Origin of the sequence: Ruegeria aquimaris (genome assembly GCF_025751555.1) — a bacterium.
Classification (GTDB): Bacteria; Pseudomonadota; Alphaproteobacteria; order Rhodobacterales; family Rhodobacteraceae; genus Ruegeria_B; species Ruegeria_B aquimaris.
This window is the reverse complement of sequence record NZ_JAOWLB010000003.1, coordinates 124,113-148,713: the sequence shown is the minus strand read 5'-3', so window position 1 is coordinate 148,713 and position 24,601 is coordinate 124,113. Positions and strand designations below refer to the sequence as shown.

15 protein-coding genes are annotated in these 24,601 nt (G+C 64.0%); 9 read left to right on the top strand and 6 right to left on the bottom strand.

Annotated features, from left to right (window positions below):
• Positions 1 to 79 precede the first annotated feature (79 nt).
• The 3 genes from OE747_RS05795 to OE747_RS05785 are packed head-to-tail and all read left to right on the top strand — an operon-like array spanning position 80 to position 2,193.
• Positions 80 to 820 carry a porin family protein gene (locus tag OE747_RS05795; protein WP_263827661.1) on the top strand — a complete coding sequence of 247 codons (741 nt, stop codon included), beginning with the start codon at positions 80 to 82 and terminating at the stop codon, positions 818 to 820.
• A 59-nt stretch (positions 821 to 879) separates the two neighbouring features.
• Positions 880 to 1,734 (top strand): 2-dehydro-3-deoxygalactonokinase, encoded by an 855-nt coding sequence (locus OE747_RS05790; protein WP_263827660.1) that lies wholly within the window; start codon positions 880 to 882, stop codon positions 1,732 to 1,734.
• Positions 1,735 to 1,788: 54 nt separating this feature from the next.
• Positions 1,789 to 2,193: an acyl-CoA thioesterase gene (locus OE747_RS05785; protein WP_263827659.1), complete on the top strand. Its 405-nt coding sequence runs from the start codon at positions 1,789 to 1,791 to the stop codon at positions 2,191 to 2,193.
• On the opposite strand, the gene gph is transcribed toward OE747_RS05785, so the two are convergent.
• Both gph and OE747_RS05775 read right to left on the bottom strand, forming a co-directional pair.
• A complete protein-coding gene (gene gph, locus OE747_RS05780) occupies positions 2,175 to 2,831 on the bottom strand; it encodes a phosphoglycolate phosphatase (RefSeq protein ID WP_263827658.1) in 657 nt (218 codons plus the stop codon). The two genes, OE747_RS05785 and gph, sit on opposite strands and share 19 nt — an antisense overlap.
• A gap of 157 nt (positions 2,832 to 2,988) precedes the next feature.
• Positions 2,989 to 6,393, bottom strand: a complete 3,405-nt coding sequence (locus OE747_RS05775; RefSeq protein WP_263827657.1) for an indolepyruvate ferredoxin oxidoreductase family protein — start codon at positions 6,391 to 6,393, stop codon at positions 2,989 to 2,991.
• A 138-nt stretch (positions 6,394 to 6,531) separates the two neighbouring features.
• On the opposite strand from OE747_RS05775, the gene OE747_RS05770 reads away from it, so the two are divergent.
• From OE747_RS05770 to OE747_RS05755, 4 genes are all read left to right on the top strand, one after another.
• Positions 6,532 to 6,990, top strand: a complete 459-nt coding sequence (locus OE747_RS05770) for an Lrp/AsnC family transcriptional regulator (RefSeq protein WP_263827656.1) — start codon at positions 6,532 to 6,534, stop codon at positions 6,988 to 6,990.
• Positions 6,991 to 7,210: 220 nt separating this feature from the next.
• Positions 7,211 to 9,517, top strand: a complete 2,307-nt coding sequence (locus tag OE747_RS05765; RefSeq protein ID WP_263827655.1) for a FecR domain-containing protein — start codon at positions 7,211 to 7,213, stop codon at positions 9,515 to 9,517.
• 47 nt (positions 9,518 to 9,564) lie between these two features.
• Positions 9,565 to 14,421: a PKD domain-containing protein gene (locus OE747_RS05760; RefSeq protein ID WP_263827654.1), complete on the top strand. Its 4,857-nt coding sequence runs from the start codon at positions 9,565 to 9,567 to the stop codon at positions 14,419 to 14,421.
• 85 nt (positions 14,422 to 14,506) lie between these two features.
• Positions 14,507 to 16,264: an adenylate/guanylate cyclase domain-containing protein gene (locus OE747_RS05755; RefSeq protein WP_263827653.1), complete on the top strand. Its 1,758-nt coding sequence runs from the start codon at positions 14,507 to 14,509 to the stop codon at positions 16,262 to 16,264.
• Positions 16,265 to 16,328: 64 nt separating this feature from the next.
• On the opposite strand, the gene OE747_RS05750 is transcribed toward OE747_RS05755, so the two are convergent.
• On the bottom strand, positions 16,329 to 16,733 hold the full coding sequence (locus tag OE747_RS05750) for a DUF3307 domain-containing protein (RefSeq protein ID WP_263827652.1): 405 nt from the start codon (positions 16,731 to 16,733) through the stop codon (positions 16,329 to 16,331).
• A gap of 127 nt (positions 16,734 to 16,860) precedes the next feature.
• On the opposite strand from OE747_RS05750, the gene OE747_RS05745 reads away from it, so the two are divergent.
• Positions 16,861 to 19,932, top strand: a complete 3,072-nt coding sequence (locus OE747_RS05745) for a cyclic nucleotide-binding domain-containing protein (RefSeq protein WP_263827651.1) — start codon at positions 16,861 to 16,863, stop codon at positions 19,930 to 19,932.
• Positions 19,933 to 19,985: 53 nt separating this feature from the next.
• Here the strand turns inward: OE747_RS05745 and OE747_RS05740 are convergent, their stop codons facing one another.
• The 3 genes from OE747_RS05740 to OE747_RS05730 all read right to left on the bottom strand — a co-directional run bounded on the left by OE747_RS05740 (position 19,986) and on the right by OE747_RS05730 (position 22,723).
• Positions 19,986 to 20,729, bottom strand: coding sequence for an AAA family ATPase (locus tag OE747_RS05740; protein WP_263827650.1), 744 nt, complete (start codon positions 20,727 to 20,729; stop codon positions 19,986 to 19,988).
• A 210-nt stretch (positions 20,730 to 20,939) separates the two neighbouring features.
• Positions 20,940 to 22,097 (bottom strand): acyl-CoA dehydrogenase family protein, encoded by a 1,158-nt coding sequence (locus OE747_RS05735; RefSeq protein WP_263827649.1) that lies wholly within the window; start codon positions 22,095 to 22,097, stop codon positions 20,940 to 20,942.
• Positions 22,094 to 22,723 (bottom strand): TetR/AcrR family transcriptional regulator, encoded by a 630-nt coding sequence (locus OE747_RS05730; RefSeq protein ID WP_263827648.1) that lies wholly within the window; start codon positions 22,721 to 22,723, stop codon positions 22,094 to 22,096. The genes OE747_RS05735 and OE747_RS05730 overlap by 4 nt, the downstream gene beginning before the upstream one ends.
• A 92-nt stretch (positions 22,724 to 22,815) precedes the next feature.
• Here OE747_RS05730 and OE747_RS05725 point away from each other — a divergent pair, with 92 nt between their 5' ends.
• Positions 22,816 to 24,600: an acyclic terpene utilization AtuA family protein gene (locus OE747_RS05725; protein WP_263827647.1), complete on the top strand. Its 1,785-nt coding sequence runs from the start codon at positions 22,816 to 22,818 to the stop codon at positions 24,598 to 24,600.
• The last annotated feature ends 1 nt before the right edge of the window (position 24,601 follow it).

The following is a 24,601-nucleotide window of genomic DNA, read 5'->3' as shown; positions in this document are numbered from 1 at the left end:
CGCACCCCGCCGCGCTTGTCTCGGGGTGCCTCGTATGCGACGCTTGGAATGGAACGCCATCGCTTCCCCGGAGACGATCATGACACACCTGCCTTCCACAGCTTTTGCACTGGCGCTCGCGGCGGCGACGCCGCTTGCGGCCCAACAATCCAACTGGCAATACGAGGCGACGGTCTATCTCTTCACTGCCGAGACCGAGACCGGCGTCACCACGCCTGCGGGCACCATCGAGGGCACGCTCAGCTTCAAGGACGCGCTCGACAATCTCGACTTCGCCTTCATGGGCGCGTTTGGCGCCAGCAACGGCCAGTGGAGCTTTCTGGCCGATTACATGATGACCGACATCTCCTTTGGCAATCCGACGCCCGGCGGCGCCTTCTCGGGGATCAACACAGCGGCCCGGACGCAGGTTCTGAACGCCTATGCCGCCTACCGTGTGCATGAAACCCCCGATCTGTCCCTCGACCTCGCCGCCGGTCTGCGCTGGTTCGACACGCGCACCACGCTGACCGCGCTGCCGGGGATCCTGCCGGGGCGCACCGTGGTCGCCAATGACAACTGGGTCGATCCGGTGATCGGCCTGCGCGCCCGGGTCCGCCTGTCCGACAGATGGAACGGCATCGCCTTCGTCGACTATGGCGGTTTCCAGAGCGACAGCGAGAGCTGGCAGGTGCTCTTGACTGCCGATTACCAGTTGAACGACAACTGGCGGCTACGGTTCGGTTATCGCCACCTGTCGGTCGATCACACGCTGTCGAACGGCAATGACTACACCTTCCAGCAATCCGGTCCGGTCTTTGGCGCCAGCTACCGGTTCTGACAGCGCTTGGCCTTGTCGCCCGGCTGTCCTAAGACCGGCGCACACAGCCGGAGACCGACATGACCAGCGACTGGATCGCCCTTGACTGGACCACCACCCGCCGCCGCCTCTGGGTGATGCGCGGCCGCGACGTGCTGGACGAGGCCGTCGATGACGGCCCGCGCCCCGCCGATGCCGCCTCGATCCTGGCGCTGGTGGCCGGACGGCACGCCGGGCAGGGAGTGCCGGTCATCGCATGCGGCCCGCTTGGCCCGGTGCGCGACACGGTGCCCTGCATCCCGCTCGCGGGCAGTCTCTGGCAGATCGATCTTGGCGACCCGCGCGTGGCGCTGCACGCCGTCCCCGGCCTCCGGCAAACACAGCCCGCCGACATGATGCAGGGCGACGAAACCCGCGTCGCCGGGTTTCTGGCACTCAACCCCGGTTGGGACGGGGTGATCTGCCTGGTGGGTGAAACCAGTCGCTGGGTGCATGTCAGCGCGGGTGAGGTCGTCAGCTTCCGCAGCTTCCTGTTCGGCGCGCTGATCTCTGCGGTGGCCGCGGGCACCCAGCTTGGCCGCTGGCTCTCCACCTCCGATCTCGACGGCGCCGCCTTTGCCGAGGCCGTCGCCGACGGCCTCTCGCGCCCGGAACAGGTGCTGGCGCGGTTGTGGAGCGCCCATGCCGACGCCACGCTCAGCGCCCTGCCGCCCGAGGTGGCGCGGGCGCGGATCCTCGGTGGCCTGATCGGGGCCGAGCTGGCGGCCACGCGCCCGTTCTGGCTGGGCCAGCACCTGGCGGTGCTGGGCGAAGGCGAGATGCCACGCCTGCATGTCGACGCGCTGGCAGCCCAGGGGGTGCCCGCCACCCAGGGCGACGGCCCCCGCATGACCCGCGAAGGGCTGATTGCCGCATGGAAGACGCTGACGCCTTGAGCCCCGGCAGGGATAGGGGCAAGACAGACAGATAACCGTCACGAAGGGCGACAGATGAGCTTTAGCACCGAAATCGAAGTCCGGTTCAAACATTGCGATCCGGCGGGCATCGTGTTTTTCCCGCGCTATTTCGAAATGATCAACGATGTGGTCGAAGACTGGTTCGCCACCGATCTTGGCCTGCCGTTTCACGAGCTGGTCAAGGAAAACGGCGCCCCCACAGCGCAGATCCAGGCCACGTTTACCGCGCCCTCGCTGCATGGCGACGTGCTGAGTTTCCGGCTGACGCCCACCCGGATCGGCAATTCCAGCCTCGATTACGAACTGACGGCCCATTGCGGCGACGAATTGCGCCTGCGGGCCAAGGCCACGCTGGTGCATGTGGCCCGGCTGGGCCGCTCGCTGGCCTGGCCCCAGGCCATTCGCGAGCGGGTCTCGGCTCAGATCGCCAGCGCCTGAGCCACCAGCCCCGGCAGATCGGCAAAGTCGTCAAAGGTCGCCCGGTGCGGCAGCGCCGAGACAGGGCTCTTGCGATAACCTTCGGTGAACAGAAGGAACGGCACGCCCGCATTCTGCGCGGTCTCGGCATCCACCTCGCTGTCACCGACATAAAGACGCGGCAGATCGGGCAGCGCGGCAAAACTGGCGTGCAGCATGCCCGGCTCGGGCTTGCGCGTCGGCAGGCTGTCGCCGCCGATCACCACGTCAAAGAACCGCGCCAGCCCCAGATCGGCCAGCACCTGCCGCGCCGGTCCCTCGGGTTTGTTGGTGCAGATCCCCAACGCGGCACCCGCCCCGGCGAGCCGCTCCAGCGCCGCGACGACCCCGGGATAGGGTACGGTCAGGCTGGAGTTCGAGCGGTTGTATTCCTCAAGCGTTGCCGCCGACAGTTCCGCGTGCCTCCCCATGTCGAGCCCGAGATGTCCGATCACCTGCGCCACCAGATTCGGCAGCCCCTTGCCGACGAACGAGGTCACCCTTGCCTGACCCAGCGGCCCATGTCCCTCGGCCGCCAGCATCCGGTTGACGGCGGCGGTGATGTCCGGGGCGCTGTCGATCAGCGTGCCGTCAAGGTCGAAAACAATGGCTGCGGTCATGGAAGGCTCCGGTTGTTTCTGCCGAGACCTGCCTGCTCAGCCGCCGGGGCGCAACCCCTATGTGCGGCCCTCGCGGACCGCACATGCCTCCGGCGGGAGTATTTGGGACCAGAAAGAAGCGGCATGTGGCCGCGGCATCGGACCAGTCCGCGCCGTGTCAGGCGCCGTTCAGCAGGCGGGCCGCCTCGGCTTTCGCGCGTTGGGCCGAGGCGATGCGCACGGGGCCGTAGCCGCGGATCTCGTCGGCGGTTTCGAGCACCGCAAGCGCCGTTTCGGGGTCTGTACAAAACGGCACATTCGCCATCAGATCGCTGTACCAAACGGTCAATTCGTGGTGCAATCTGGCCTCGGCGTGATAGCCGAACGGATTGAACCGCGATCCGCGCAGCCCCTTCATCCGGGCGAGTCCGCGCAAGACAGGCGTCATCCAGGACCCGAAAGCGCGCTTTGCGGGCCGCCCGCGCGCATCGGTTTTCCGGCTCAGAAGCGGCGGCGCCATGTGGTATTTCACCGTGAAGTCGCCCTCGAAATTGTCGGTCAGTTCGCGGGTGAAATCCGTTGAGGTCATCAGCCGGGCCACTTCGAATTCATCCTTATAGGCCAATAGCTTGAAGAGGTTGCGTGCGGCGGCGCGCAGCATCTCGTCGCTGGCCTGCGGCATCGCCGTGCGAAAGCTCTGCAATTGGTTGGTGTAGCGCTTGGCATAGGCCGCGTCCTGATACGCGGCCAGAAACGCGGCGCGGCGGGCAACCATCTGATCATAAGTCTCTTTTTCTGGCTCGGCCTCGCGATGCCCGTCCAGCCGCGCGGGGTCGGCGGCCATGGCGCGGCCCACCGCAAAGGCCAGGCGGTTCTTTTCCACCGCCACGCCATTGAGCAGGATCGCCTGACCCAGCGCGGTCAGGCTGACCGGCACCAGCCCCTGCTGCCAGGCGTAGCCCAGCATCATGACATTGGCGAAAACCGCGTCGCCCAGGAGTGTTTCCGCTGCCTCATTCGCATTGAAACCATTGACATTTTCTGGCCCGACCACGGCGGAAATTGCCGCCTCGCGCGTGTCGATCTTCAATTGTGCGTCGCGATGCAGCACCAGATCGCCGGTCGGCATCTCGGCCCGGTTCAGCACAACCTTTGTGCCGTTGCGGTAATGCGCCGAGGCCTTGGGCGCGGAGCTGACCACCATGTCACAGCCGATCACCGCATACGCGCCGCCGGTGTCGATACGCACCTGGTGCAGCGCGTCCGGGCGGGCGCCCAGACGTATGTAACTGAGAACAGTGCCGAATTTCTGCGCAAACCCGGTGAAATCCAGCACCGAGGCGCCCAGCCCTTCGAGATGGGCGGCCATGGTGATCAGCGCGCCCACGGTGACGACGCCGGTGCCTCCGACCCCGGTGACCAGCAGGTCAAAAGGGTCGGACAGCGCGGGCAGGGTGGGCATGGGCAGGCCACTTTCCAGCTGCTCCAGATCCAGTTTGACCGCGCGCTTGCGCCGGGTGGCGCCCTCGACGGTGACGAAGCTGGGGCAGAACCCGTTCAGGCAGGAGAAATCCTTGTTGCAGGAGCTGAGGTTGATCTTGCGCTTGCGGCCCAGCGGGGTGTCGCGCGGCTCGACGCTCAGGCAGTTCGAGGCGACCGAACAGTCGCCGCAGCCCTCGCAGACCAGATCGTTGATCCAGGCGAACCGCTTGGGGTCTTCGATCTTGCCGCGTTTGCGGCGGCGGCGTTTCTCGGTGGCGCAGGTCTGTTCATAGATCAGCACGGTGACGCCCTTGATCTCGCGCAGCTCCTTTTGCACCGGCATCAGTTCGGCCCGGTCATGAAAGGTGGTGCCGGTGGGGAAATCCGCGCGCGAGAATTTCGCGATGTCGTCCGAGACCAGCGCGATGCGCGCGACGCCCTCGGCGCGGCAGGTTTGGGCGATGCCCGAGACGCTCACCGGCCCGTCCACCGGCTGGCCGCCGGTCATCGCAACCGCGTCGTTATAGAGGATCTTGTAGGTGATGTTGGTGCCCGCCGCGACCGCCTGACGGATGGCGAGGGAGCCCGAATGGTACCAGGTGCCTTCGCCCAGGTTCTGGAAGATATGCTTGCCGCCGTTGAACTTGCTGGCCACCACATGTGGCACGCCTTCGCCGCCCATCTGGGCGTATCCGTCGGTGTCGCGGTTCATCCAGCTGGCCATGACATGGCAGCCGATGCCGCTGTTGGCGCGCGAGCCTTCGGGCACCTTGGTCGAGGTGTTATGCGGGCAGCCCGAGCAGAAATAGGGGGTGCGGGTGGCACCGGGCACCGCGATTACGGGCGGCGGCGTTTCGGTCAGCGCGCGGGCGCGGGCGGGCAGGTTCTCCTCTGGGAAGAACGCGTTCAGCCGTGCCGCAACCACAGGGGCCAGCATCAGTGGGCTCAACTCGCCGGTCCAGGGGATCAGTGGCTCGCCCTGTTCGTCGTATTTGCCGACCATCCGGTGCGGCTTGTCACCGGGCCAGTCATAGAAATACTCCTTGAACTGGCTCTCGATGATGCCGCGTTTTTCCTCGACCACCAGCACCTCCTGCTTGCCGCGCACAAAGCGCAGCGCGTTGCGGCGGGCCAGCGGCCAGACCATGCCGACCTTGTAGATGTCGATGCCAAGCGCGCGGCACTTGGCCTCGTCCAGACCCAAGAGGCGCAGCGCCTCCATCAGGTCGAGATGCCCCTTGCCGGTGGTGACGAAGCCAAAGCGGGCGTTGGGCAGATCATAGATGCGCCGGTCGATCGGGTTTTCCTCGGCAAAGGCGCGCACGGCGCGCAGCTTGGCCTGAATGCGGGTCTCGATCTCGGGGCTGGGCAGATCGGCGCGGCGCACATGCAGGCCACCCGCGGGCAGGTCGATCTGTGGCAGGATGAACTGCCGGTCCGGGCGCAGCTCCACCGAGCGGCCGCTTTCCACTGTTTCGCTGATCGCCTTGAACCCGACCCAAGTACCCGAAAAGCGCGACAGCGCCAGGCCATATTCGCCGAACTCCAGGTATTCTTCGACCGAGGCGGGGTTCAGCGTCGGCATGAACCAGGCCATGAAGGCCACGTCGGACTGGTGCGGCATCGAGCTGGAGACGCAGCCATGATCGTCGCCCGCCACCACCAGCACGCCGCCCTTGGGCGCGCTGCCATAGGCGTTGCCGTGTTTCAGCGCATCGCCCGAGCGGTCCACCCCCGGCCCCTTGCCGTACCACATCGAAAAGATGCCCTCGTGCTGGCAATCGGGGTCCAGCACCGCCTGTTGCGCGCCCAGAACGGCGGTGGCGCCCAGGTCCTCGTTCACGGCGGGCATGAAGGTGATGCGGTCCTCTTCCAGCCGTGTCTTGGCGCGCCACATCTCCAGGTCCAGCCCGCCCAGCGGCGAGCCCCGATAGCCAGAGACGAAACCGGCCGTGTTCAACCCGGCGGCACGGTCGCGGCGGGCCTGGTCCATCATGATCCGAACCAATGCCTGGGTGCCGGTCAAGAACACGCGGCCGGTAGTCTGGTTGTAACGGTCCTCCAGCGCATAGCTGCGCAGGGCGGGGGCGGGGTGGGTCATCGCGATATCCTGAAAGAGAAGGGCGAGAGGAAGGATAAACCGGATATCCTGGAAAATCTTGCCAGAATGGTCTATTAACCTGCTCTCTTGTGGTTAAATATTCCTGATTTCGCCGGAACTTGGAGAAGGTAACCAATAATGGAGCTAGACGACCGCGATCGCCGCATTCTGACCCTGTTGCAAAAGGACAGCCGAATCTCGAATTCCGATCTTGCCGAAGCGGTGGGCATGTCCGCCTCGGCGCTTTGGCGCAGGGTTCGCGCGCTGGAGGATGCCGGGGTCATTGAACGCTATGGCGCGGTGGTCAATACGGCCGCGATGGGCCTGACCTTTGAGGCGATTGTTCACGTTCACCTGACCCGGCACGACCCGGACCGGATCGTTGAGTTCATTCGTGCGATAGATACTTGTCCAGAGGTGCAGGATTGTTATGCCACGACGGGGCAGGCCGACTATCACCTGCGGGTCCTGTGCCGCGATCTTGCGGCCTATAACGTGTTTCTCGAAGGGTTTCTGTTCCGGTTGTCTGCGGTGGCAAGCGCGCAGACAAATGTCGTCTTGAGGACGGTCAAACGGAACCGGCCAGTTGCCGTCTGATACATTTATCGTTTCTCATCTCACAACAGATTCTGAAATCTGCATGAATTAAGGTACTATTGCGGCATATTTTTTGAAAACTTTGAGCAGGGGTCGATTTTTGCTTGAGTGACGAGGGGGTCCGATCCGAGCATAGTTAACGACGCCTGAACAGGAGGCTCCGCGAGGGGGCGGACAAGGAATGGCACAGACCCGATTATCGGCGCGTCTCAGAAGGGGAATGCGGCGGACTATCATCGGTATTGTTTTGATGATGCCAACGGCCGTGGTTGCGGCGACCCAGACCGATGCGCTCGACGCACCGATGGAAATCGTGACTTTCGGTCCGGATGACACCATTCGTGGCGTGGTGGAAAAATACCTGCGCGATCCGGACCTTTGGCCAACCATTCTGGCCCTGAACGGCATCGCCTCGCCCGCCGACCTGCGCCCGGGCGTCAAGTTGCAACTGCCGGTGCGTCAGGTGTTCGCTGCGGACGAGGCGCTCTTGGGATCGCTTCAGGCAATTCAAAAGGCGAATTCGGAAGGTGCCCGCATTTTTGCCCCCGTCGAGATCGGCGAGGCCATTCGCAACCGGGATGAGGCGGTGCAGCAGCGCGAGGTCGGCGAATGGCGCCAGGTCGTCAGCTTTGCCGACGTTGCCACCGTCATCGCCCTGGAGGCGCTGGATATTTCCATCGCCCAGCGGGACCGCTCGGCCGAGGCGGTCGTGTCGGACGTGCAGGGCGATGTCGAGGGGCGCGCGCCGATCGAACCCAGTTGGTCCGACCGCGAACTGAACGATGTGCTGGTGGAATTCGAACGGGTCAGAACCCTATCGTCAAGCACGACCCAGATAACGTTTCGCGACCTGAGCCGGTTGCGCCTGAACCCCAATTCCAACGCCACGATCCAACGGATGCGCTCGGACCCGCTGACCGGGGGTGAGGTGACCAAGGTTTCGCTGGCCGAGGGCGATTTCTACGCACTGCTGAACCAGCTATCCGAAAAGACCACATTCGAAATCGAGGTGCCGGGGATCGAGACCAAGACGAATTCGGCCGATTTCTGGATCAAGAAGGACCAGTCGGGGGCGCGGTTCGTGAACTACGACCAGCCCGGACTGGAGATTGAAGAGAACGGGCGCAAGATCGACGTCGGCCAGGGCGAGGGTGTGGTGATTACCGGGGCGGGCGCGCAACGGGCAACGGTGCTCAACAGCCCGCGGCTGAGCGCGCCGGACCTGGGGGCGATCCTTTACACCCGAACCGCCGATCTGGACTGGGACAGTTACGACGGGGCCGAGGCCTATTGGCTGGAGGTCGCCGCCGATCCCGGTTTCAACCAGATGCAGGTGTCGGAATGGGGCATTCGCGATACCGCGTTTCAGGTCGAACTTGCGCCTGCCCGATACCATTGGCGCGTGGCCGCCCTGGACCGGTTGGGGCTGCCGGGGGCGTGGAGTACGCCGCGCGATTTCACCGTGCGTCTGGACGATACACCGCCCTTCCTCACGCTGCTGTCACCCGCGCCTGATGCGATGGTGACGGAACCCAGCATCGAGGTGCTTGGCGCGACCGAGCTTGACGCCGCGCTGATCCTGAACGGAAAACCCTTGCAGCAGGCGGCGGATGGCAGCTTTGTCCTCGAGGTCTCGCTGGTGCCGGGGCGCAATACGTTGAGCGTCTTTGCCACCGACCCGGCGGGGAACACCAGCACCCGCAGCCAGACCGTGATCTATCGGCCGTCCGCATCGGTCGAAATCACTCTGGCCGATGACATCCCCCGCGTCGGCGCGGCGCTGGCGACACGGTCGGATCAGTTGTCGGTCAATGCGCGCACGACAGCCGAACCCGGCGCACCAGTGGTGGTGCGCGGCAGCGACGGCCCGGAGGTTCTGCGGACAGGCGTCGAACCCGGAGGGCGGATCAGCTTTACCGTGCCGGTCGGCGCCGAAGAGACGGCTTATCGGATCGAGGTTCTGGCGCCGGACGGTTCGGTCGAGGGGGCGACCGAGTTTGTGGCCTTGCGCGATCAGATGCCGCCAGAGCTTGCGCTGGACCTGCCGCCGCCGCGCGCGACGGCGGATACGCTGATGGGGCTGGCGGGCGATGCCGGGGATGCGCTGTCGCTGACCCTGAACGGAACCGCCGTGCCCCTCGCCGAGGGGCGGTTCGATCTGTCGGTCACGCTGACGCCTGGTGCAAATACCTTCGACCTCGTGGCGACCGATGCCGTGGGCAACGTCACCGTCCGGCGGCTTGAGACGCTTCTGGATATCGAACCGCCGGTGATTCTGGAGGTTGCCGTCACCCGCCCGCAGGGCGACGGCGGACCGATCACCATCGAGGCAAGGGCCGAGGATGCCTCGGGCTTGCGCCAAGCTGCGCCTTTTGTGCTGCGGGTCGATGCCGACGAGATCGAAGGCTTCCTGCGCTGCGATGCGGCAACGGGCGTGTGCCGGGTGTCGCTGCCGCCGCAGCCGGGGGATTTGGACCTGATCGAACTGATGATCGAAGACTACGCGGGCAACGCCGCGTTTCAATGAAATACGGCCGGTTTGGGGGCGCTGGATCGGCTATGGAGGGAAGGAACATGGGAGTGGTACGGAACGGAGCAGCGGCGACGCTGGCAGTTGTCTTGTCGGCCATTTCAACGAGCGTTCCCGCGCAGGTTGAGACCACCGAAGGGCTGCTTGTGGTCTATGGACCCCAGGCGCCAAGCCGCGAGGGCGATACCGATCGTCGCGAGCAGGTGTTCTTCTCCGTTCCGGCAGGGCTGAAGGACCGGGTCTACGTGCGGGTCTTCGATCCCGAGACCGGCGGAACGGGTGATTTTACCTATGGTGGCGCGGGCGACTCGGAAACCACGTTCCGCCTGTTCGGAGGTGAGGGCGCCTTTAGCCGTGCCGACCGCCCGGACCCCATCAGCGATGGGGCGCGCGAGCCGCGCCTGATCCCCTATGATCCGGTGACGCAGCCCGGATCCATCATCCGCGAGGAAACCTGGGGCAGCGACAAGGCCACCGATGGACGCTGGGTTTCACTGGCGGCGGTTCGGGCCAACCAGGGCGAGGTCATCGGTGATCGCGCCTATTTCCGGATCGACGTGCAGGGCAGCCGGGGCAACGATGGCAACAGTTTCTCGCTGGGCGTCAGCCTCGCCCGGGATCGGGACCGGGCGCCCGAGGGGCTGGAGATGTTCGCATACCGCCCGACCGTGCGGTGGTCGGCTGGCAGCCCGGCCACCCAGGTCTGGTTCCAGAACCCGGCACCCGGGGCGCTGACGGTACAGACATTCGACGGCGCCAATGGCGATCTGGCGCTTGTAACCGACTATCGCGATCTTCCCTTGCGCATTTCGGGGCAGGATTTCTGGACCTCGGACGAGGTGGAAACCGATGAAACAAATCTGGCGATCAGCCTGCTGGGCGGGTTCGAGACGCCGAATGACGTGACGCTGGCCGTTTTCGACGCCGAAGGCCGGCCCTTGCCGTTGGCGATGCCGCCCACCCGGGCGCCTGAACCGCCGCGTCCGACCGCCATAGGAACCGGTCAACCGCTGGCCGATTGCCGCTCGGTGGCCTTTGACGCCAGCGCCTCGACTGGACTGACCCCGCTGTCCTATCTGTGGGAATTCGGCGATGGCAACCGCTCGACCGAGCCGGTGATCGCGCATCGCTATGCCAATCCGGGGCGCTATGTGGCGCGGCTGAGTCTGCTGGAGCCGGGCAACCGGCCCGGGCGCGGTGACCGGATCGAGGTGCCGGTACATGTGCGCAATGCCCCCGCAGCGGTTCCGGGCAGCGATATCGTGGTTGCGCCGGGTCAGGTGGTGGAGTTCGACGGATCTGCCTCGCAACCCTCGGACAGCCCGATCACCGCGTTCCGCTGGACGTTCGGCGATGGCGCCGTGGCACAGGGGCCACGCGCGCAACATGTCTATGCGCAACCGGGCCAATATCGCGCGGTTCTGCGGGTTCAGGACGAGGCGCAGCATCCCTGCAATTTTGGCACCGCCGTGCGTCGTGTTGTGGTCAACTTCCCCCCGGTCGCCGAGGCGGGCACGGATCAGACTGCGATCATTGGCCAGTCGGTGACCCTGTCGGGTGCGGCCAGCTATGACGTGGATGGCGCCATTGTGGATTATCGCTGGAGCATGGGGGATGGCACCGTTCTGGAGGGTGAAACGATCACCCATCGCTACACCAGTTCAGGCAGCTATCAGGTTCTGCTGACGGTGACCGATGACAGCGGTGTGATCAACAAGATCGCCACCGATGGCATGCGGGTCGAGGTCAACGCGCCGCCAGAGCCGAGTTTCTCGATCCCTGACCGTCCGGTATCGGTGTCCGAGGTCGCGGTACTGGACGCCTCCGCCTCGATCGACGCGGACGGTCAGATCCTCAGCTATATCTGGGACTTTGGCGATGGCGCGATGGGCGAAGGCCCGATTGCCAGCTATGCCTGGACCCGGCCGGGTGAGTTCTCGGTCACGCTGACGGTCGAGGATGACAGCGGCACCGCCTCGGCGCTGCAATCGGTCACCCGGATCGTGCGGGTCGATGCCGCCCCGGTCGCGGATGCGGGGCCGGACCAGTATGTCACCGCAAGCGATGTGCGCTTCGACGGCGGCGGATCGGTCGATCCCGATGGCAAGGTGACGGAATGGCTGTGGGAGTTCGGCGATGGTGCGACGGCCAGCGGTCAGAGCGTGAGCCACGCCTATCTGCGCCCCGGCCGGTACGAGGTCGCCCTGACGGTGCGCGACAACAGCGGCGCGCCGCTGAATACCCACCGCGACACGATGTGGTTGACCATCAACACCACGCCCATCGCGGATGCCGGACCGGCTCAGACCGTGGCACCGGGGGAAGAGTTCGTTCTATCCGGGCGGGCCTCAGTCGACCCGGATGGCGAGATCTCCGACTATGTCTGGAGCTTCCCGGATGGTCAGCAAAAGCCCGGTCAGCGGGTGGCGCATGTGTTCGACGAACCCGGTCTTTATCCTGTCCGCCTGACGGTGGCCGACAATTTTGTCGGCGGCCCGGCCCAGGACGAGGCCGAAGTCCTGATTACCGTCAACGAGGCCCCAGTGGCCGTTGCCGGTCGCGACCTGCTGGTCGCACCCGGTGAAACGCTGGTGTTTGATGCCGGGCAGAGCTTTGACCCCGACGGGCGGCTGATTTCGTTCCGGTGGGAATTCGAAGACCTCGGCGCGCCGCTGGAGGCGCGGACGGTCGAGCGCGCCTATGACTCGCCCGGTGTCTGGAGTGTCCAGCTGGTCGTGGCCGATGACAGCGGCGTGTTGAATTCCACGGCGACCGACGATCTGACGATCCGGGTGAACCATGCGCCGGTTGCCGAGGCGGGGCAGCCCGTGGTGACGGACCAACTGTATGTGACCTTTGACGGATCGGGCTCCAGTGATGGTGACGGCGACCCGTTGGCGCATCGCTGGGACTTTGGCGACGGTTCGCCCCCGGTCATGGGCGAAACCGTCACGCATGTTTACATGCGTCCGGGGATATTCCCCGTCACGCTTAGGGTCGATGATGGCACCGGATTGTCCAATGCCCGTTCCATTGACGCCACGACGGTCACCATCAAGGCGCGTCCGCTGGCCGTGGCCGGTGGCAACCGCGAGGTCTGCTCGGGCGAACCAATCCTGTTCGACGCCTCAGGCAGTTCCGATCCCGATGGCGGGTTGCTTGCCTATGAATGGGATTTTGGCGACGGCTCGGCTTCGGACCTGATCAACCCGACCAAGACCTACGAGTTTCCCGGCGTGTATCCGGTCACCCTGAGGGTGCGCAACGAGACGGGCACCGAATACGGCACCGCCGTGGATCGAATTGCCGCGCTGGTGCGCGAAGGCCCGATTGCCGATGCCGGACCGGACCGGACGGTTTGCTCCAACAGCCAGGTTCGGTTCGACGGGTCCGGCTCGACCGACGCGGATGGCGCGGTCAATTCCTTTGCCTGGACCTTCGGCGATGGCGGCAACGGCAGCGGCGCAACTCCGCAGCACGTGTTCAAGACGCCGGGGACATATTCGGTCACTTTGACGATCACCGGTGACGCACGCGGCGCGTGCAGCCCGCTCGATACCGACACCGCGGAAATCACCGTGGTTGCGGCGCCGGAGCTGAGCATTCTCGGCAAGGGCCGCGCCGCGGCCGGCATGCCCGCGACATTCTCGGCGGGTCTCGACAAGCTGGGTGGCGCCGAAGCCACCGGGTATACGTGGTCCATATCGGATGGCGGTAGTTACGAAGGCCGGGACATCTCGCATGTGTTTGCAGAGCCGGGAGATTATCTCGTGACGCTGCGGACCAACCTGTCCGGCGGAACCGAGGCGTGCCGCGAATTGGAAGTTCAACGCAGGATCATCGTGAACGCGGCACCCGAACCGAGGATCAATGCGCCTGAACGGGTCTCGGTCGGACAATCCGTGCGCTTCGATGGGGGCGCGACAACCGATGCTGATGGTGCGATCTCGGACTTCAGCTGGGATTTCGGCGATGGTGACCACGCACAGGGGGTGCAATCGGTTCACGTCTTCGAAACCGCCGGAAGCTTTGACGTAACGCTGACGGTGACGGATGACGCAGGCGTGGGCAACAGCGTGCAGACCGTCGTTCACCGGGTTCTGGTCGCCCCATCTCCGGTTGCCGGTCTCGCGGCGCGCGGCGCGGTCTGTCCGGGTGTTTCCTTGCCCTGGGCCGTTGGGCCGGGGGCCGAGACGGTGGTGTCCTGGGCGTTTGGTGATGGCACCGTGATGGAGGGTGAAGAGGTTCAGCACGGGTTTTCGAAACCGGGCCTGATGCCGGTTCAGGTTACACTTGACGATGGGCTTGACCTGCCAGGTAGTCGCCGTGCCGAGGAAATCTATGTCCGGGTGAACGCGCAGCCGACCGCGCTGGCTGGCCCGGACCGGATCGTGTGTCCGGGCGAAACCGTGGTGTTTGATGCCGGTGGTTCGGGCGATCTGGACGGTGATCTGATCCGTTACGTCTGGACGTTCTCGGATGGGGTCACGCTTGAAGGGATGCGCGTTGAACGGGTCTTTGACGGTGCCGCCGATCTGAGCGTGGAACTGAGCGTTCAGGATAACAGCGGTGCGCAAGGGTGTGACATCGGGACCGACACCGCGCGTGTGCTGGTGAATGGCACACCGGTTGTGGACGCGGGCCCGGACCTGGAGGTGCCGGTTGGGGCGGCGCATGACGTGGTGCGGTTCGATGCGACAGGGGCCAGCGATCCGGACGGGCATGGGTTGCGGTTGAGCTGGTCTTTCGGCGACGGCGCCGAAGCGACGGGCGCCATAACGCGCCACCGATTTGCCAATCCCGGGACCTATACCGTGACCGTGCGGGCGCAGGACAGCACCGGGCTGGTTTGCGGCATAGGCCGCGATACGGCAACGATCACTGCGCTGCCCCGAGAGTGAAGACGGCGCGCCCCGGAGTTTTCTGGGGCATGACACCGCCTGATTTGGCGCGACTGTTAACAAGTATTGCGATAGGTTGGGCAAAATGAGATTCCCGCTGCGCCTCAAGTTCTTCGTGTTTGCCGTCCTGCTGGCCGTGGGGCCGCTGGCCTTGGTGGGGCAGAACCTGACCCAGCTCAGCCGCGACGAACTGAAGAGCGCCGCCAACGAGGATCTGACAACGGTCGCGGCCGAATTGCGCGGCACTTTCGACAACACGTTCCAGGGGCGCTGGCTGACCCCATTGATGGTGATCCGCAATGGTATCGACAGCGCTGATCTGGGGGTGCCGCAAAAGATCTCGCTGCTGACGCTGGGATTGCAAGAGCTTAGCCAGGTGGCGGCCCTGCAATTGTCGGTCGAAGGCTCCGATCTGCCGATCATGGTAACCAACGAAGGGTTTGCGAACCGGCTGGTCGCCGCAGGGTTGGACCCGGTGCAGGTGTTGGCCACGCCACCTGACCTGATCAAGGCGATCGCCGAGACCGGGCAGTTCGGGCGCCCGGTCATCTCACGGCTGGAGGCCACAGGGGATTGGATCGCCACGCTGGCGCTGCCGCTGAGTACCAAGATCGCCGGTCGCCAGGTCATGATGGCCGCCAAGATCGACCTGTCGCTGCTGTCCGAAACCGTGGAGCGGCATCCCTTCGCGCAACGGGGCGAGATAACCGTGGTGGATCAGGCCGGGCGCAGGGTACTGACCGATACGCCTGAGCTGTTGATCCAGCGCGGGATCGTTGCGTCGACCCTGCCGCTGATCGTGGCGGGGGCGCGGGCCGATGCGCTGGAGCCCTATATACGCCCCGACGGGACCGCGATGCTGGGGGCCTATGCCTTTCCCGATTGGTTCCCCTGGGCCGTGATCACGGAACTGAGCGAAGACAACGCTTATGCCGTGGTCAATGCGATAACCCGCCAGATCCTGATGGTTGGCCTGATCGGGTTTGCCGCCGCGACCGCCGGGGCGCTTATCTTTGCCCGACGGTTGAGCCGGCCGATCCTGCGTATCGGGCAGATCGCGCAGAAGGTGGGCGAAGGTGATTTCAGCGCCCGGGTCGAGGATGTGCGCTCGCGCGACGAGATCGGGGATCTCGCCCAGCGGTTCAACCGGATGATCGCGCATCTGGGCGAACGGGTCGAGTTGATGAAATTCGTTTCTCACAGCACCATGTCGGCGATCCAGAACGCCGAGCGGACAGGTATGGAGCGTGGCGGCCGCCGCCGCCGCGTCTCGGTGATCTTTACCGATATCCGGGGCTATACCGAGTTCTCTGAAAGGGTACCGCCGGAAACGGTGATCGAGGTGCTGAACAGCTATTTCGACGTGCAGACCGAGCTGGTCGAACGGTTCAAGGGCGATGTCGACAAGTTCGTCGGCGACGCCCTGGTGGCCGTGTTCGAAGGCGAAGGCATGGAGGGGCGCGCGGTCGAATGTTCGGTCGGTATCGCCGAGGCCATGGTGCAGTTGCTGGAAGAGCATCCCGAACACGGCTTGCATGTGGGGATCGGTGTCGCCTCGGGTGAGGTGGTCATGGGCGCCATGGGCGCGCGCGACCGGATGGATTTCACCGTGTTGGGTTCGACGGTCAATCTGTCGGCGCGACTGTGTTCCAAGGCGGCGCCGGATCAGGTTCTGGTCGATCGCGAGACCCGCGACGCCGCCGGACTGGACGGTTTCGTCTACGATCCGTTGGAGCCGATTGCCCTGAAAGGCTATGCCGCGCCGGTGCCGGCCTTTGCCGCCCGGCGGGTTGCGTCGCTGAGCGGGGCGACCGACATCCCAGCACAGGCCCATATCGACTGAACGTTCAAGGTCATGGTCGGCTGCTCCGGGCCGGATGTTTGGCGGAAGGGCGGATGGCGCTGGGTCAATGCGCGAAACTGCTCCAGGCCCAGGCCATCGCGAGATAGGTCAACTGGTGCAGGAATTGGTCAAATCCCATCGCATGCCAGTACTTTGCCTGATTGGGTTGCAGCGCCTTGCGGTCCGAGTAGAAGCCCTTGCCGAAATCAATGTGGAAATGCGCCAGCCATTCCAGCGCAACGATCAGCCCGAGGAAGCCAAGCGGCGCCCCCATTATGATAAAAACGATAATCGATCCAATGGCATGTACCGATGCGTGCTGCGCTCGGCCCATGTGCCAGTAACTGCACCGCCCGGACAGCATCTTGGGCGTTTGCAGAAAGAAGTCGGCAAACATGTGCTTGACCTGCAAAAGGCCAAGCAACAAGAAAACCGTGCCGATCGTTACTGGCAACAGAGCGTCCTCCATTTCATCCCCAAGCAGAAGCTTAGCGCAATAATCCCGCGCTGCAAAATGAACTCGTTCACACTGCAAGGGGCTTTTTTCACCGTGAAATCCGTTGCAAGTCCATTGGCTGGCGCGCTAGCCTTGTGAGATGCTTGCGGTGGCAGCGCCCTGCCGCGACCAATTTTTGCGACGCTTTCTGGGGGGCGGAGCCATAGAACGTACATTGTTCCAGTTTATATGGAAGCATTCAAAGCGCGACCAATTGATTCTGTTGGCCGTGACATCGACCTTGTTTCCGCTTCTGTACCTGACGCTGGAACTGCCCAAGCGGATTATCAACGATGCCATCGGCGCGGCCTCTCCCACGATCGAGGTCTGGGGCTATACATTCGATCAGGTGACCTATCTTGCCATCCTGTGCGCGGCATTCCTGATAGCGGTGTTGGCCCACGGGCTGATGAAGATGAAGATCAACACGATGAAAGGCGTGATGTCCGAACGGATGCTGCGCCGCTTCCGGTATCTTTTGATCACCCGTATTCTCAGGTTCCCTCAGCCCTATTTCGAGCGTGTCAGCCAGGGGGAACTGGTGTCGATGGTCACCGCCGAAAGCGAGCCGATGGGCGGTTTGATGGGGGACATGATCAGCCAGCCGGTTCTGCAAGCTGGCCAGATGATCACGATTCTGTCGTTCCTCTTCCTGCAAAGTTTCTGGTTCGGGGTGGCCGCCGTTGCGCTGATCCCGTTACAGGCCTGGCTGATCCCGCGCATGCAGCGCCAGATCAACCTGCTCAACAAGAAGCGTATTCAAGAAGTCCGGGTGCTGGCCGCCCAGATCGGCGAAAACGCCTCGGGTGCCGCAACGCTGCGGGCCAATGCCGGTTGGCCATGGCGGATGACCATGCTCAGCTATCAGCTTGGCCGCCTGTACCTGATCCGCTTCGATATCTACCAAAAGAAGTTCTTCATGAAATTCGTGAACAACTTCATTGGTCAGCTGACACCTTTCTTCTTCTATTCGATCGGCGGCTTTCTGGTGTTGCAGGGGCAGGTGTCGCTGGGGGCTCTGGTTGCGGCTCTGGCTGCTTACAAGGATCTGTCGAGCCCTTGGAAGGAACTGCTGGCCTATTACAACCAGGCGCAGGACATGTCCTTGCGCTGGGATGTCATTCTGGATCGCTTTGCCCCGCCCGGCATGGTGGACGAGGAGAAGTTTCATGGCTTTCCCGAGGAGCGTCCGCGCCTGACGGGGGATATCGCGCTGGACAAGGTTTCCGTTCGTGATGGCGACGGCAATCTGGTGCTGGACGATCTGGATGTCACCTTGCCCGGCGGCAAGGTGATCGGAATCGCGGCGCCCAGCGAACAGGACCGGCGGGCCTTGTCGGAACTGCTGACGCGGGAAGTTCTGCCAGCCAGCGGCAAGGTTCTGATCGGCGAAAACAACCTTTCTGACCTTCACCAGATGGTGGTTGCATCGCGTATCGGACATGCCACCTCGCGTCCGATCCTGTTTCAGGGGACCTTTGGCGACAACGTGATGATGCCCATGCGGGTGCGGCCCCAGAGCGATTCCGAGGATCCGCATTTTCATGACGAGACCCTGCGGGCAGGTAACAGTCCCGATGCCTATCACAGCGAATGGCTGGAGCCAGGGCTGGCGGGGTTCGACGATGCCGCGAGGTTGCGAGAGTGGTGGCTGAAGCTGGTCGAGGGCCTCGGGTCAGGGGCGGCGCTGTTCCGGCGCGGGGCCGAGCAGATCTTTCTGGAGAAAGATCACCCCGACCTCGCGGCCCGGCTGGTCGCGCTGCGCCCGGTCGTGCAGGAGGCGGTTGAGAGAGCGGGATTGGCGGGACAGGCCTATCTCTTTGACCCCGATCAGTACAACCCGGCCTTGCCGGTGGCCGAGAACCTGTTGTTTGCCACCCCGCGAGAACCCTTCACACCCGAGGTTCTGGCCGGGCAGACCGATTTTCTGGCCCAGATCCGGGATATCGGTCTGGACGAGACGCTTGTGGGTCTGACGCAGGATGTCATCGACATGCTGCGCCAGATCTTTGGTATTGACGGGACAGACCATCCGCTGTTCCGCAAGCTGAACCTTGAGGCCCGGACCTATGAGACGGCCCTGACCTTGGTGGAAAAAACACGATCCGATGGCGCCAAGGCGCTGGACGATTCCCAACTCGCCAGTTTGCTGGCGGTGCCGTTCCGGATATCGGCCGATCAGATCGGCCCGGCCTTTTCGGATGAGATCAAGCAGCGAATTCTCGAACTGCGCAAGACCCACTCCGCCCAGCTGATGAACAGCCTTGACGATGTGTTCTCGCCACTGGAGCCGGACGCTTTTGCACCTGGCCTGAACGTGCTGGAAAACGCTCTGTTCGGCAAGGTCAGCGAAGTGGGGGGCGCCAGGGCGGAAGAGTTGCGCAAGCTGATTGCGGACGTGCTGACCGACCATGGCGTGGAGCCGATGGTGATTCAGCTGATCTATGATGTGCCGGTGGCCTTGGGCGGGCAGAATGTTCCGGCGATCTTCGCCGAGCCGCTTGCCTTTACCCGCGCGACGATCAAGCGCCCCGATATCCTGGTGCTGGACCAGGCCCTGGCCAGTTACGACATGCAGACCCAGATCGCGGTTTATCGCAACCTGCGCGCACTCTTGCCGGAGACCACGATTATCTATCTGAACGACGGGTTCCAGAACCCCGCGGTCTTCGATTTCTTCATCGAAGTGCAAAGGGGCAGGATCGTGACGGAAGAGGTTCCGCAAAAGCAGGAAGAAGACAGCGTGGCCTCGGCTGATCTGACCCGCAAGCTGCGGGCGCTGGAACAGACGCCGCTGTTCTCCGGTCTCGACCGGCGGCAGCTGCGGCTGCTGGCCTTTGGCGCACGCTGGTACAGCGCCAAGGCGGGCGAAGCGGTGTTCCTAAAGGACGACGAACCGACCGACGGTGCCTATATGATGATCGAGGGCGAGGCCGGTCTTTATCTCCCCCGCGAAGGTGAAGAGGATCAGCTGATCGCTACCGTCGGGCCGGGCCGACTGGTGGGGGAACTGGGGCTGATCCGCAAGGTGCCGCGCGCGCTTAGCATGGTGGCTGAAACCGACATCACCTGTCTGCGCATCGGCGAGGAGGAGTTCCTTGCCGTGGTCGAAAACGATGCCGCGACCGCGTTCAAATTGTTGCAGGTGGTGGCGGGCTACGTGTCGAATTGACAGAGGGGCGGGTTCCTCCCGCATGCCCGAGTGAACCATGCCCGGATCGCGCATCAGATCCGGGCGTGATCCGTGTTCAGGACGGCCTCGGCAATAAACTCTTCGGGATTCTCTGTAAATGATTGATATAGTTTGAAATGCTGCGTGTTCCGGTAGTCGACATCGGCGATCCCGTGTCGGGTAATCTCCAGCACGCGCGCGTTCGGCAGAGCCATCAGGATCGGTGAATGTGTCGCCATGATCACCTGTGTACTGGCCTGAGCCTGAATGCGATGCAGAATCCGCAGCAATTCCAGTTGCCGTTTCGGGGAAAGGGCGCTTTCCGGTTCGTCCATGAAGTAAATGCCCTGCCGTGACATTCGCTCTTCGAAGAACCGGATAAATCCCTCTCCATGGCTCCAGGACAGGAAATCGGGCGCTGCGGCGCCGCTTTCGCGGGCGGCGGCGTCCAAGTACCGTGCCACCGAAAAGAACGATTCCGCCTTGAAGAACCACCCGTTCGTGACCTTTGGCAACCACCCGGCCCTGAGCACTTCGGCGAGTTCCGCTCCGCTCTTGTCGATGGCGTTCGAATGATCCACCGGACGATAGCCTTTGCCGCCGCCCGCCTCGTCATAACCGCTCAGCGCCGCTATCGCTTCGATCAGGGTGGATTTTCCTGTGCCGTTTTCGCCAAAGATTATGGTAACGGGGGTCGTGAAGCGAAGCTCGAAGCTTTGCCCGGTCACCCAGGGCAGGTCAAAGGGATAGCCCGACCTTTCCACCAGCTTGTCCTCCAGTATGACCAATCGTTGCAAGAACGGTGCGGGAAGATCTGTTCCGGTTTTCCGACGAGGCATCTGGCTTCGGCTTTGGATGGTTGTTGCGGCAGTGTAACCGGGCGTATTTCGGGATTGGCGTTTTTCAGTTGGGGTGCGCGCTCATGTCCGGGGCTATTGCCGCGTGGCGGCCACGGGGTCGCGATGTGCCTCCGCGCGGCGGTCGCCGCGCCCAAAGCGCCGGGGCGGCTATTGCCCCGCCAGCCCCATCTGGCGCACGGCGAGATCGCGCATGATCTCTTCGGAACCGCCGCCGATTGCCATCACCTTGACCTCGCGCCAGACCCGTTCCACCGGATTACCGACGAGATACCCGGCACCGCCAAAGATCTGCATGCCCTCTGACGCCACGAATTCCAGCGCCTTGGTCGACTGTACCTTGGCCTTCGCAATCTCGGCGCTGGGCATCAGACCCTGGTTTATCGCCCAGCAGATGCGTTCCAGATAGGCCTCGGTCATGTCGATACGCGCCGACATCTCGGCGAACTTGTGGGCGATCACCTGGTGTTCGATCAGCCGCTTGCCAAAGGTCTTGCGTTGGCGCGCCCAATCCAGCGCGGCGTCATAGCAGACCCGCATCATGCCCAAGCCGCCGGCGATCATGGCGAGGCGTTCGTAGTTGAAGTTGTTCATGATCGCGATGAAACCCTTGTTCTCCGGTCCGATCAGCGCCTCGGCGGGGACGCGGCAATCGTCGAAATGCAGCATGGCCTGCGTCGAACAGTGCCAGCCCATCTTGCCGCCTAACGGGGTGCGGGTGAAACCGGGCGTGCCCGCCTCGATCAGGAAGAGCGAGATACCGGCAAGGCCCGGCCTCCCGGTGCGGGCGCCCACCACGAACCATTGGGCGTCCATGCCCCCGGTGATATAGGCCTTGGCCCCGTTCAATACCCATCCATCTGCCACTCGTTCAGCCCGCGTGGTCAGGCTGGCCACGTCCGATCCGCCGCCTGGCTCGGTGATCGCCAGCGCCGAGTTCATCCGCCCCTGTACGATCTCGGGCAGGATGGTGCGACGGAACTCTTCGGGGGCGAACCGGACCATCGGTCCGATCGAGATCGACCGCCCGCCCACCGCCGCCGCAACGCCAGAGGCGCCACAGCCAAAGGCCAATTCGGCATAGTCGGCCCGCATGAATGCATCGTCGAACCCCAGTCCGCCGTATTCCTCGGGCACGCCAAAGCCAAACACGCCCATCTCCCCAAGCTTTTGGTGCAAGCTCCAGGGGACGGCCTGCGCGGCCTCCCAATCTTCGACATGGGGTTTCACCTCTGTGTCGAAGAACCGCTTGAGCGTGCTGCGATAGGCCTCGCGTTCGGGGGTCATGAAGGGAGAGGGGCAGGTCATGGCATGTCCTTTGCGGGCAGGGGGATCAGTTGGGTTTCTATCAGGCCTGCGAACCGATCCACCATGCGCGCGAGGTAGGCGGGATCCGATACAAACTTGTCATGCAGGACCAGGCCGCGCAGGAAGTTCCGCGTCATGCTCCACAAGAGTTCCGCGTCGTCCGGATCAGCACCCGATCCGCGATAGGCCCGGTTGATCGAGGCGCGGCTTTGCGCGTCCCAGTCGTGCAGGCGTTGCTCCAGCAGGTGATAAAGCTCCTTGTCGGTCCGGCAGGCCACGAGGATTTCCACCATCGCCCGCCCGCCGGCCGAGTTCACCACCTGACCCCAGGCGCGGGTGATCAATGCGCGCACCGGTTCGGGCTGATCGGCATTGGCGGCGCGGCGTTCGACGGGTCCCAATGCCTTGGCCAGCAGTTCCATCGCTGTGGCCGCGACCAATGCCTGCCGGGTTGGAAAGTGGTGGGTGATCGCCCCGCGCGACACGCCCGCCTTGGCCTGGATGCGGGCAAAGGTGGTTTCGGCATAGCCGAGCCGGTCGAGGCAGGTGATCGACGCTCGGATGATCCGGGCCTGCATCGCCTTCGAGCGCTGATCTTGCGGGGTGGGTTTGTCGTTGTCGCTCATGTTCCGCCACGTCACGGGTTTTTCCATTGACCAGGGCTTCGGTCGGAGGCAGCTTAAAAACAGAACGAACGGTCTGTAAAGTGTCCATTGGGATGACCGGGAAAGGACGTGGCGTGACAGCTGTGCTGAGGATTGGCGGGGCCAGCGGCTTCTGGGGCGAGGCGCCGCATGCCACGGCGCAACTTCTCGACGCCGGGGTCGATGTGCTGGTTTACGACTACCTGGCCGAGATCACCATGTCGATCATGGCGCGGGCGCGGCTGAAGGACCCCGCGCAGGGATACGCTAGTGATTTCGTGACCGAGGCGATGGGCCGGAACCTGCACTCTATCGCCGCACGAGGCGTGCGGGTTTTGTCGAATGCCGGGGGCGTCAACCCGGCTGCCTGTGCTGCGGCCCTGAGGGAGAAGATCTCTGCGGCTGGGCTGTCGCTCAAGGTGGCGGTGGTCGAGGGCGACGACCTGATGGTGCGCCTGGCCGAGTTTTCCAATTGCACCGAGATGTTCACCGGTGCGGCGATGCCACCTGCGGAGCGCATCGCCTCGATGAATGCCTATATCGGCGCGGGCCCGGTGGTGGCCGCGCTGCGGGCCGGGGCCGATATCGTCATCACCGGGCGTTGTGCGGACAGCGCTCTGACGCTGGCGGCCTGTATCCATCATTTTGATTGGGACATGCACGCGCACGACCTGCTGGCGGCGGGATCGCTTGCCGGGCACCTGCTGGAATGCGGCCCGCAGTCCACCGGCGGTAACTTCACCGATTGGGAAGCGGCTGGGGATATCGCGCGGATCGGCTATCCGATCGCCGAGGTTTCAGCGGACGGGGGTTTCATCCTGACCAAGCCCGAGGGGACCACCGGCCTCGTCTCGCCCGCGTCGGTGGGGGAGCAGATGCTCTATGAGATCGGCGATCCGCGCGCTTATCTGCTGCCGGATGTGGTTTGCGATTTCACCGGAGTGACGCTCGCGCTGGATGGTCCTGAACGGGTCAGAGTCTCGGGCGCACGGGGACAGGCGCCGACCGGGCGGCTCAAGGTCTCGGTGACCTGGGCCGACGGATATCGCGGCGGCATGGTGTTCCAGATGACCGGGCGTGCGGCGCGTGACAAGGCGCGCGCTTTCGCACAGGCCGGGCTGGACCGCGCGCGGGCGCGGTTGAATGCGCTTGGCGCACCGGAGTATCGCGAGGTCTGTTTCGAAGCTTTTGGTGGAAGACACGGCGATGCCGGTACCGAAGAAATCGCGTTCAAGGCCGCAGTCCGGCATGACGATGCTCGGGCGGTGGGTCTGTTTCTAAAGGAACTGGTTGGCGCGGCACTGGCCACGCCGCCAGGTCTGCATTTCTTCACCGGGGGCGGGCGCCCGAAACCGTCGCCGGTGGTGGCGCTGTTCTCCTGCTTGATCCCTGCGGCTGCGCTCACCTGCAAGATTACCCTGGAGGGGGCCGAGGTGGTGTATGATGCGCCGGATCTGCCGCTGTGGGATGTTGCTCTGGCGGATCTGCAAGAGCCGGAGCCCGCCGAAGACGGGGTGGAGATGGTTTCACGCCCGCTCGAGGACCTGGCCTGGGCGCGATCCGGCGACAAGGGAGACAGCGCCAATATCGGCGTGATCGCCCGCAACCCGGCGTATATGCCCCATATCTGGGCGGCCCTTACGCCCGGGGTGGTGCAGAGGTTTTTCGCCGAAAAATCTCCCGCCCAGGTCAACCGGTATTACTTGCCCGGAACCCATTCGATGAACATCGTGATGACAGCGGTTCTGGGCGGCGGTGGCGTTGCCAGCCTGCGCAACGACCCGCAGGGCAAGGCCTTTGCCCAGGAACTCCTGTCCCTGCCGGTTGCCATCCCGGCCGGGTTGATCCCGAACGCATGAA

What these genes read in the sequence shown, in the direction of transcription:
- OE747_RS05735 (WP_263827649.1), bottom strand. Translation starts at nt 22,097, where the DNA reads ATGACCTGCCCCTCTCCCTTCATGACCCCCGAACGCGAGGCCTATCGC.
- OE747_RS05750 (WP_263827652.1), bottom strand. Translation starts at nt 16,733, where the DNA reads ATGGAGGACGCTCTGTTGCCAGTAACGATCGGCACGGTTTTCTTGTTG.
- OE747_RS05765 (WP_263827655.1), top strand. Translation starts at nt 7,211, where the DNA reads ATGCGGCGGACTATCATCGGTATTGTTTTGATGATGCCAACGGCCGTG.
- OE747_RS05770 (WP_263827656.1), top strand. Translation starts at nt 6,532, where the DNA reads ATGGAGCTAGACGACCGCGATCGCCGCATTCTGACCCTGTTGCAAAAG.
- OE747_RS05785 (WP_263827659.1), top strand. Translation starts at nt 1,789, where the DNA reads ATGAGCTTTAGCACCGAAATCGAAGTCCGGTTCAAACATTGCGATCCG.
- OE747_RS05775 (WP_263827657.1), bottom strand. Translation starts at nt 6,393, where the DNA reads ATGACCCACCCCGCCCCCGCCCTGCGCAGCTATGCGCTGGAGGACCGT.
- OE747_RS05790 (WP_263827660.1), top strand. Translation starts at nt 880, where the DNA reads ATGACCAGCGACTGGATCGCCCTTGACTGGACCACCACCCGCCGCCGC.
- OE747_RS05730 (WP_263827648.1), bottom strand. Translation starts at nt 22,723, where the DNA reads ATGAGCGACAACGACAAACCCACCCCGCAAGATCAGCGCTCGAAGGCG.
- gph (WP_263827658.1), bottom strand. Translation starts at nt 2,831, where the DNA reads ATGACCGCAGCCATTGTTTTCGACCTTGACGGCACGCTGATCGACAGC.
- OE747_RS05725 (WP_263827647.1), top strand. Translation starts at nt 22,816, where the DNA reads ATGACCGGGAAAGGACGTGGCGTGACAGCTGTGCTGAGGATTGGCGGG.
- OE747_RS05755 (WP_263827653.1), top strand. Translation starts at nt 14,507, where the DNA reads ATGAGATTCCCGCTGCGCCTCAAGTTCTTCGTGTTTGCCGTCCTGCTG.
- OE747_RS05745 (WP_263827651.1), top strand. Translation starts at nt 16,861, where the DNA reads ATGCTTGCGGTGGCAGCGCCCTGCCGCGACCAATTTTTGCGACGCTTT.
- OE747_RS05795 (WP_263827661.1), top strand. Translation starts at nt 80, where the DNA reads ATGACACACCTGCCTTCCACAGCTTTTGCACTGGCGCTCGCGGCGGCG.
- OE747_RS05760 (WP_263827654.1), top strand. Translation starts at nt 9,565, where the DNA reads ATGGGAGTGGTACGGAACGGAGCAGCGGCGACGCTGGCAGTTGTCTTG.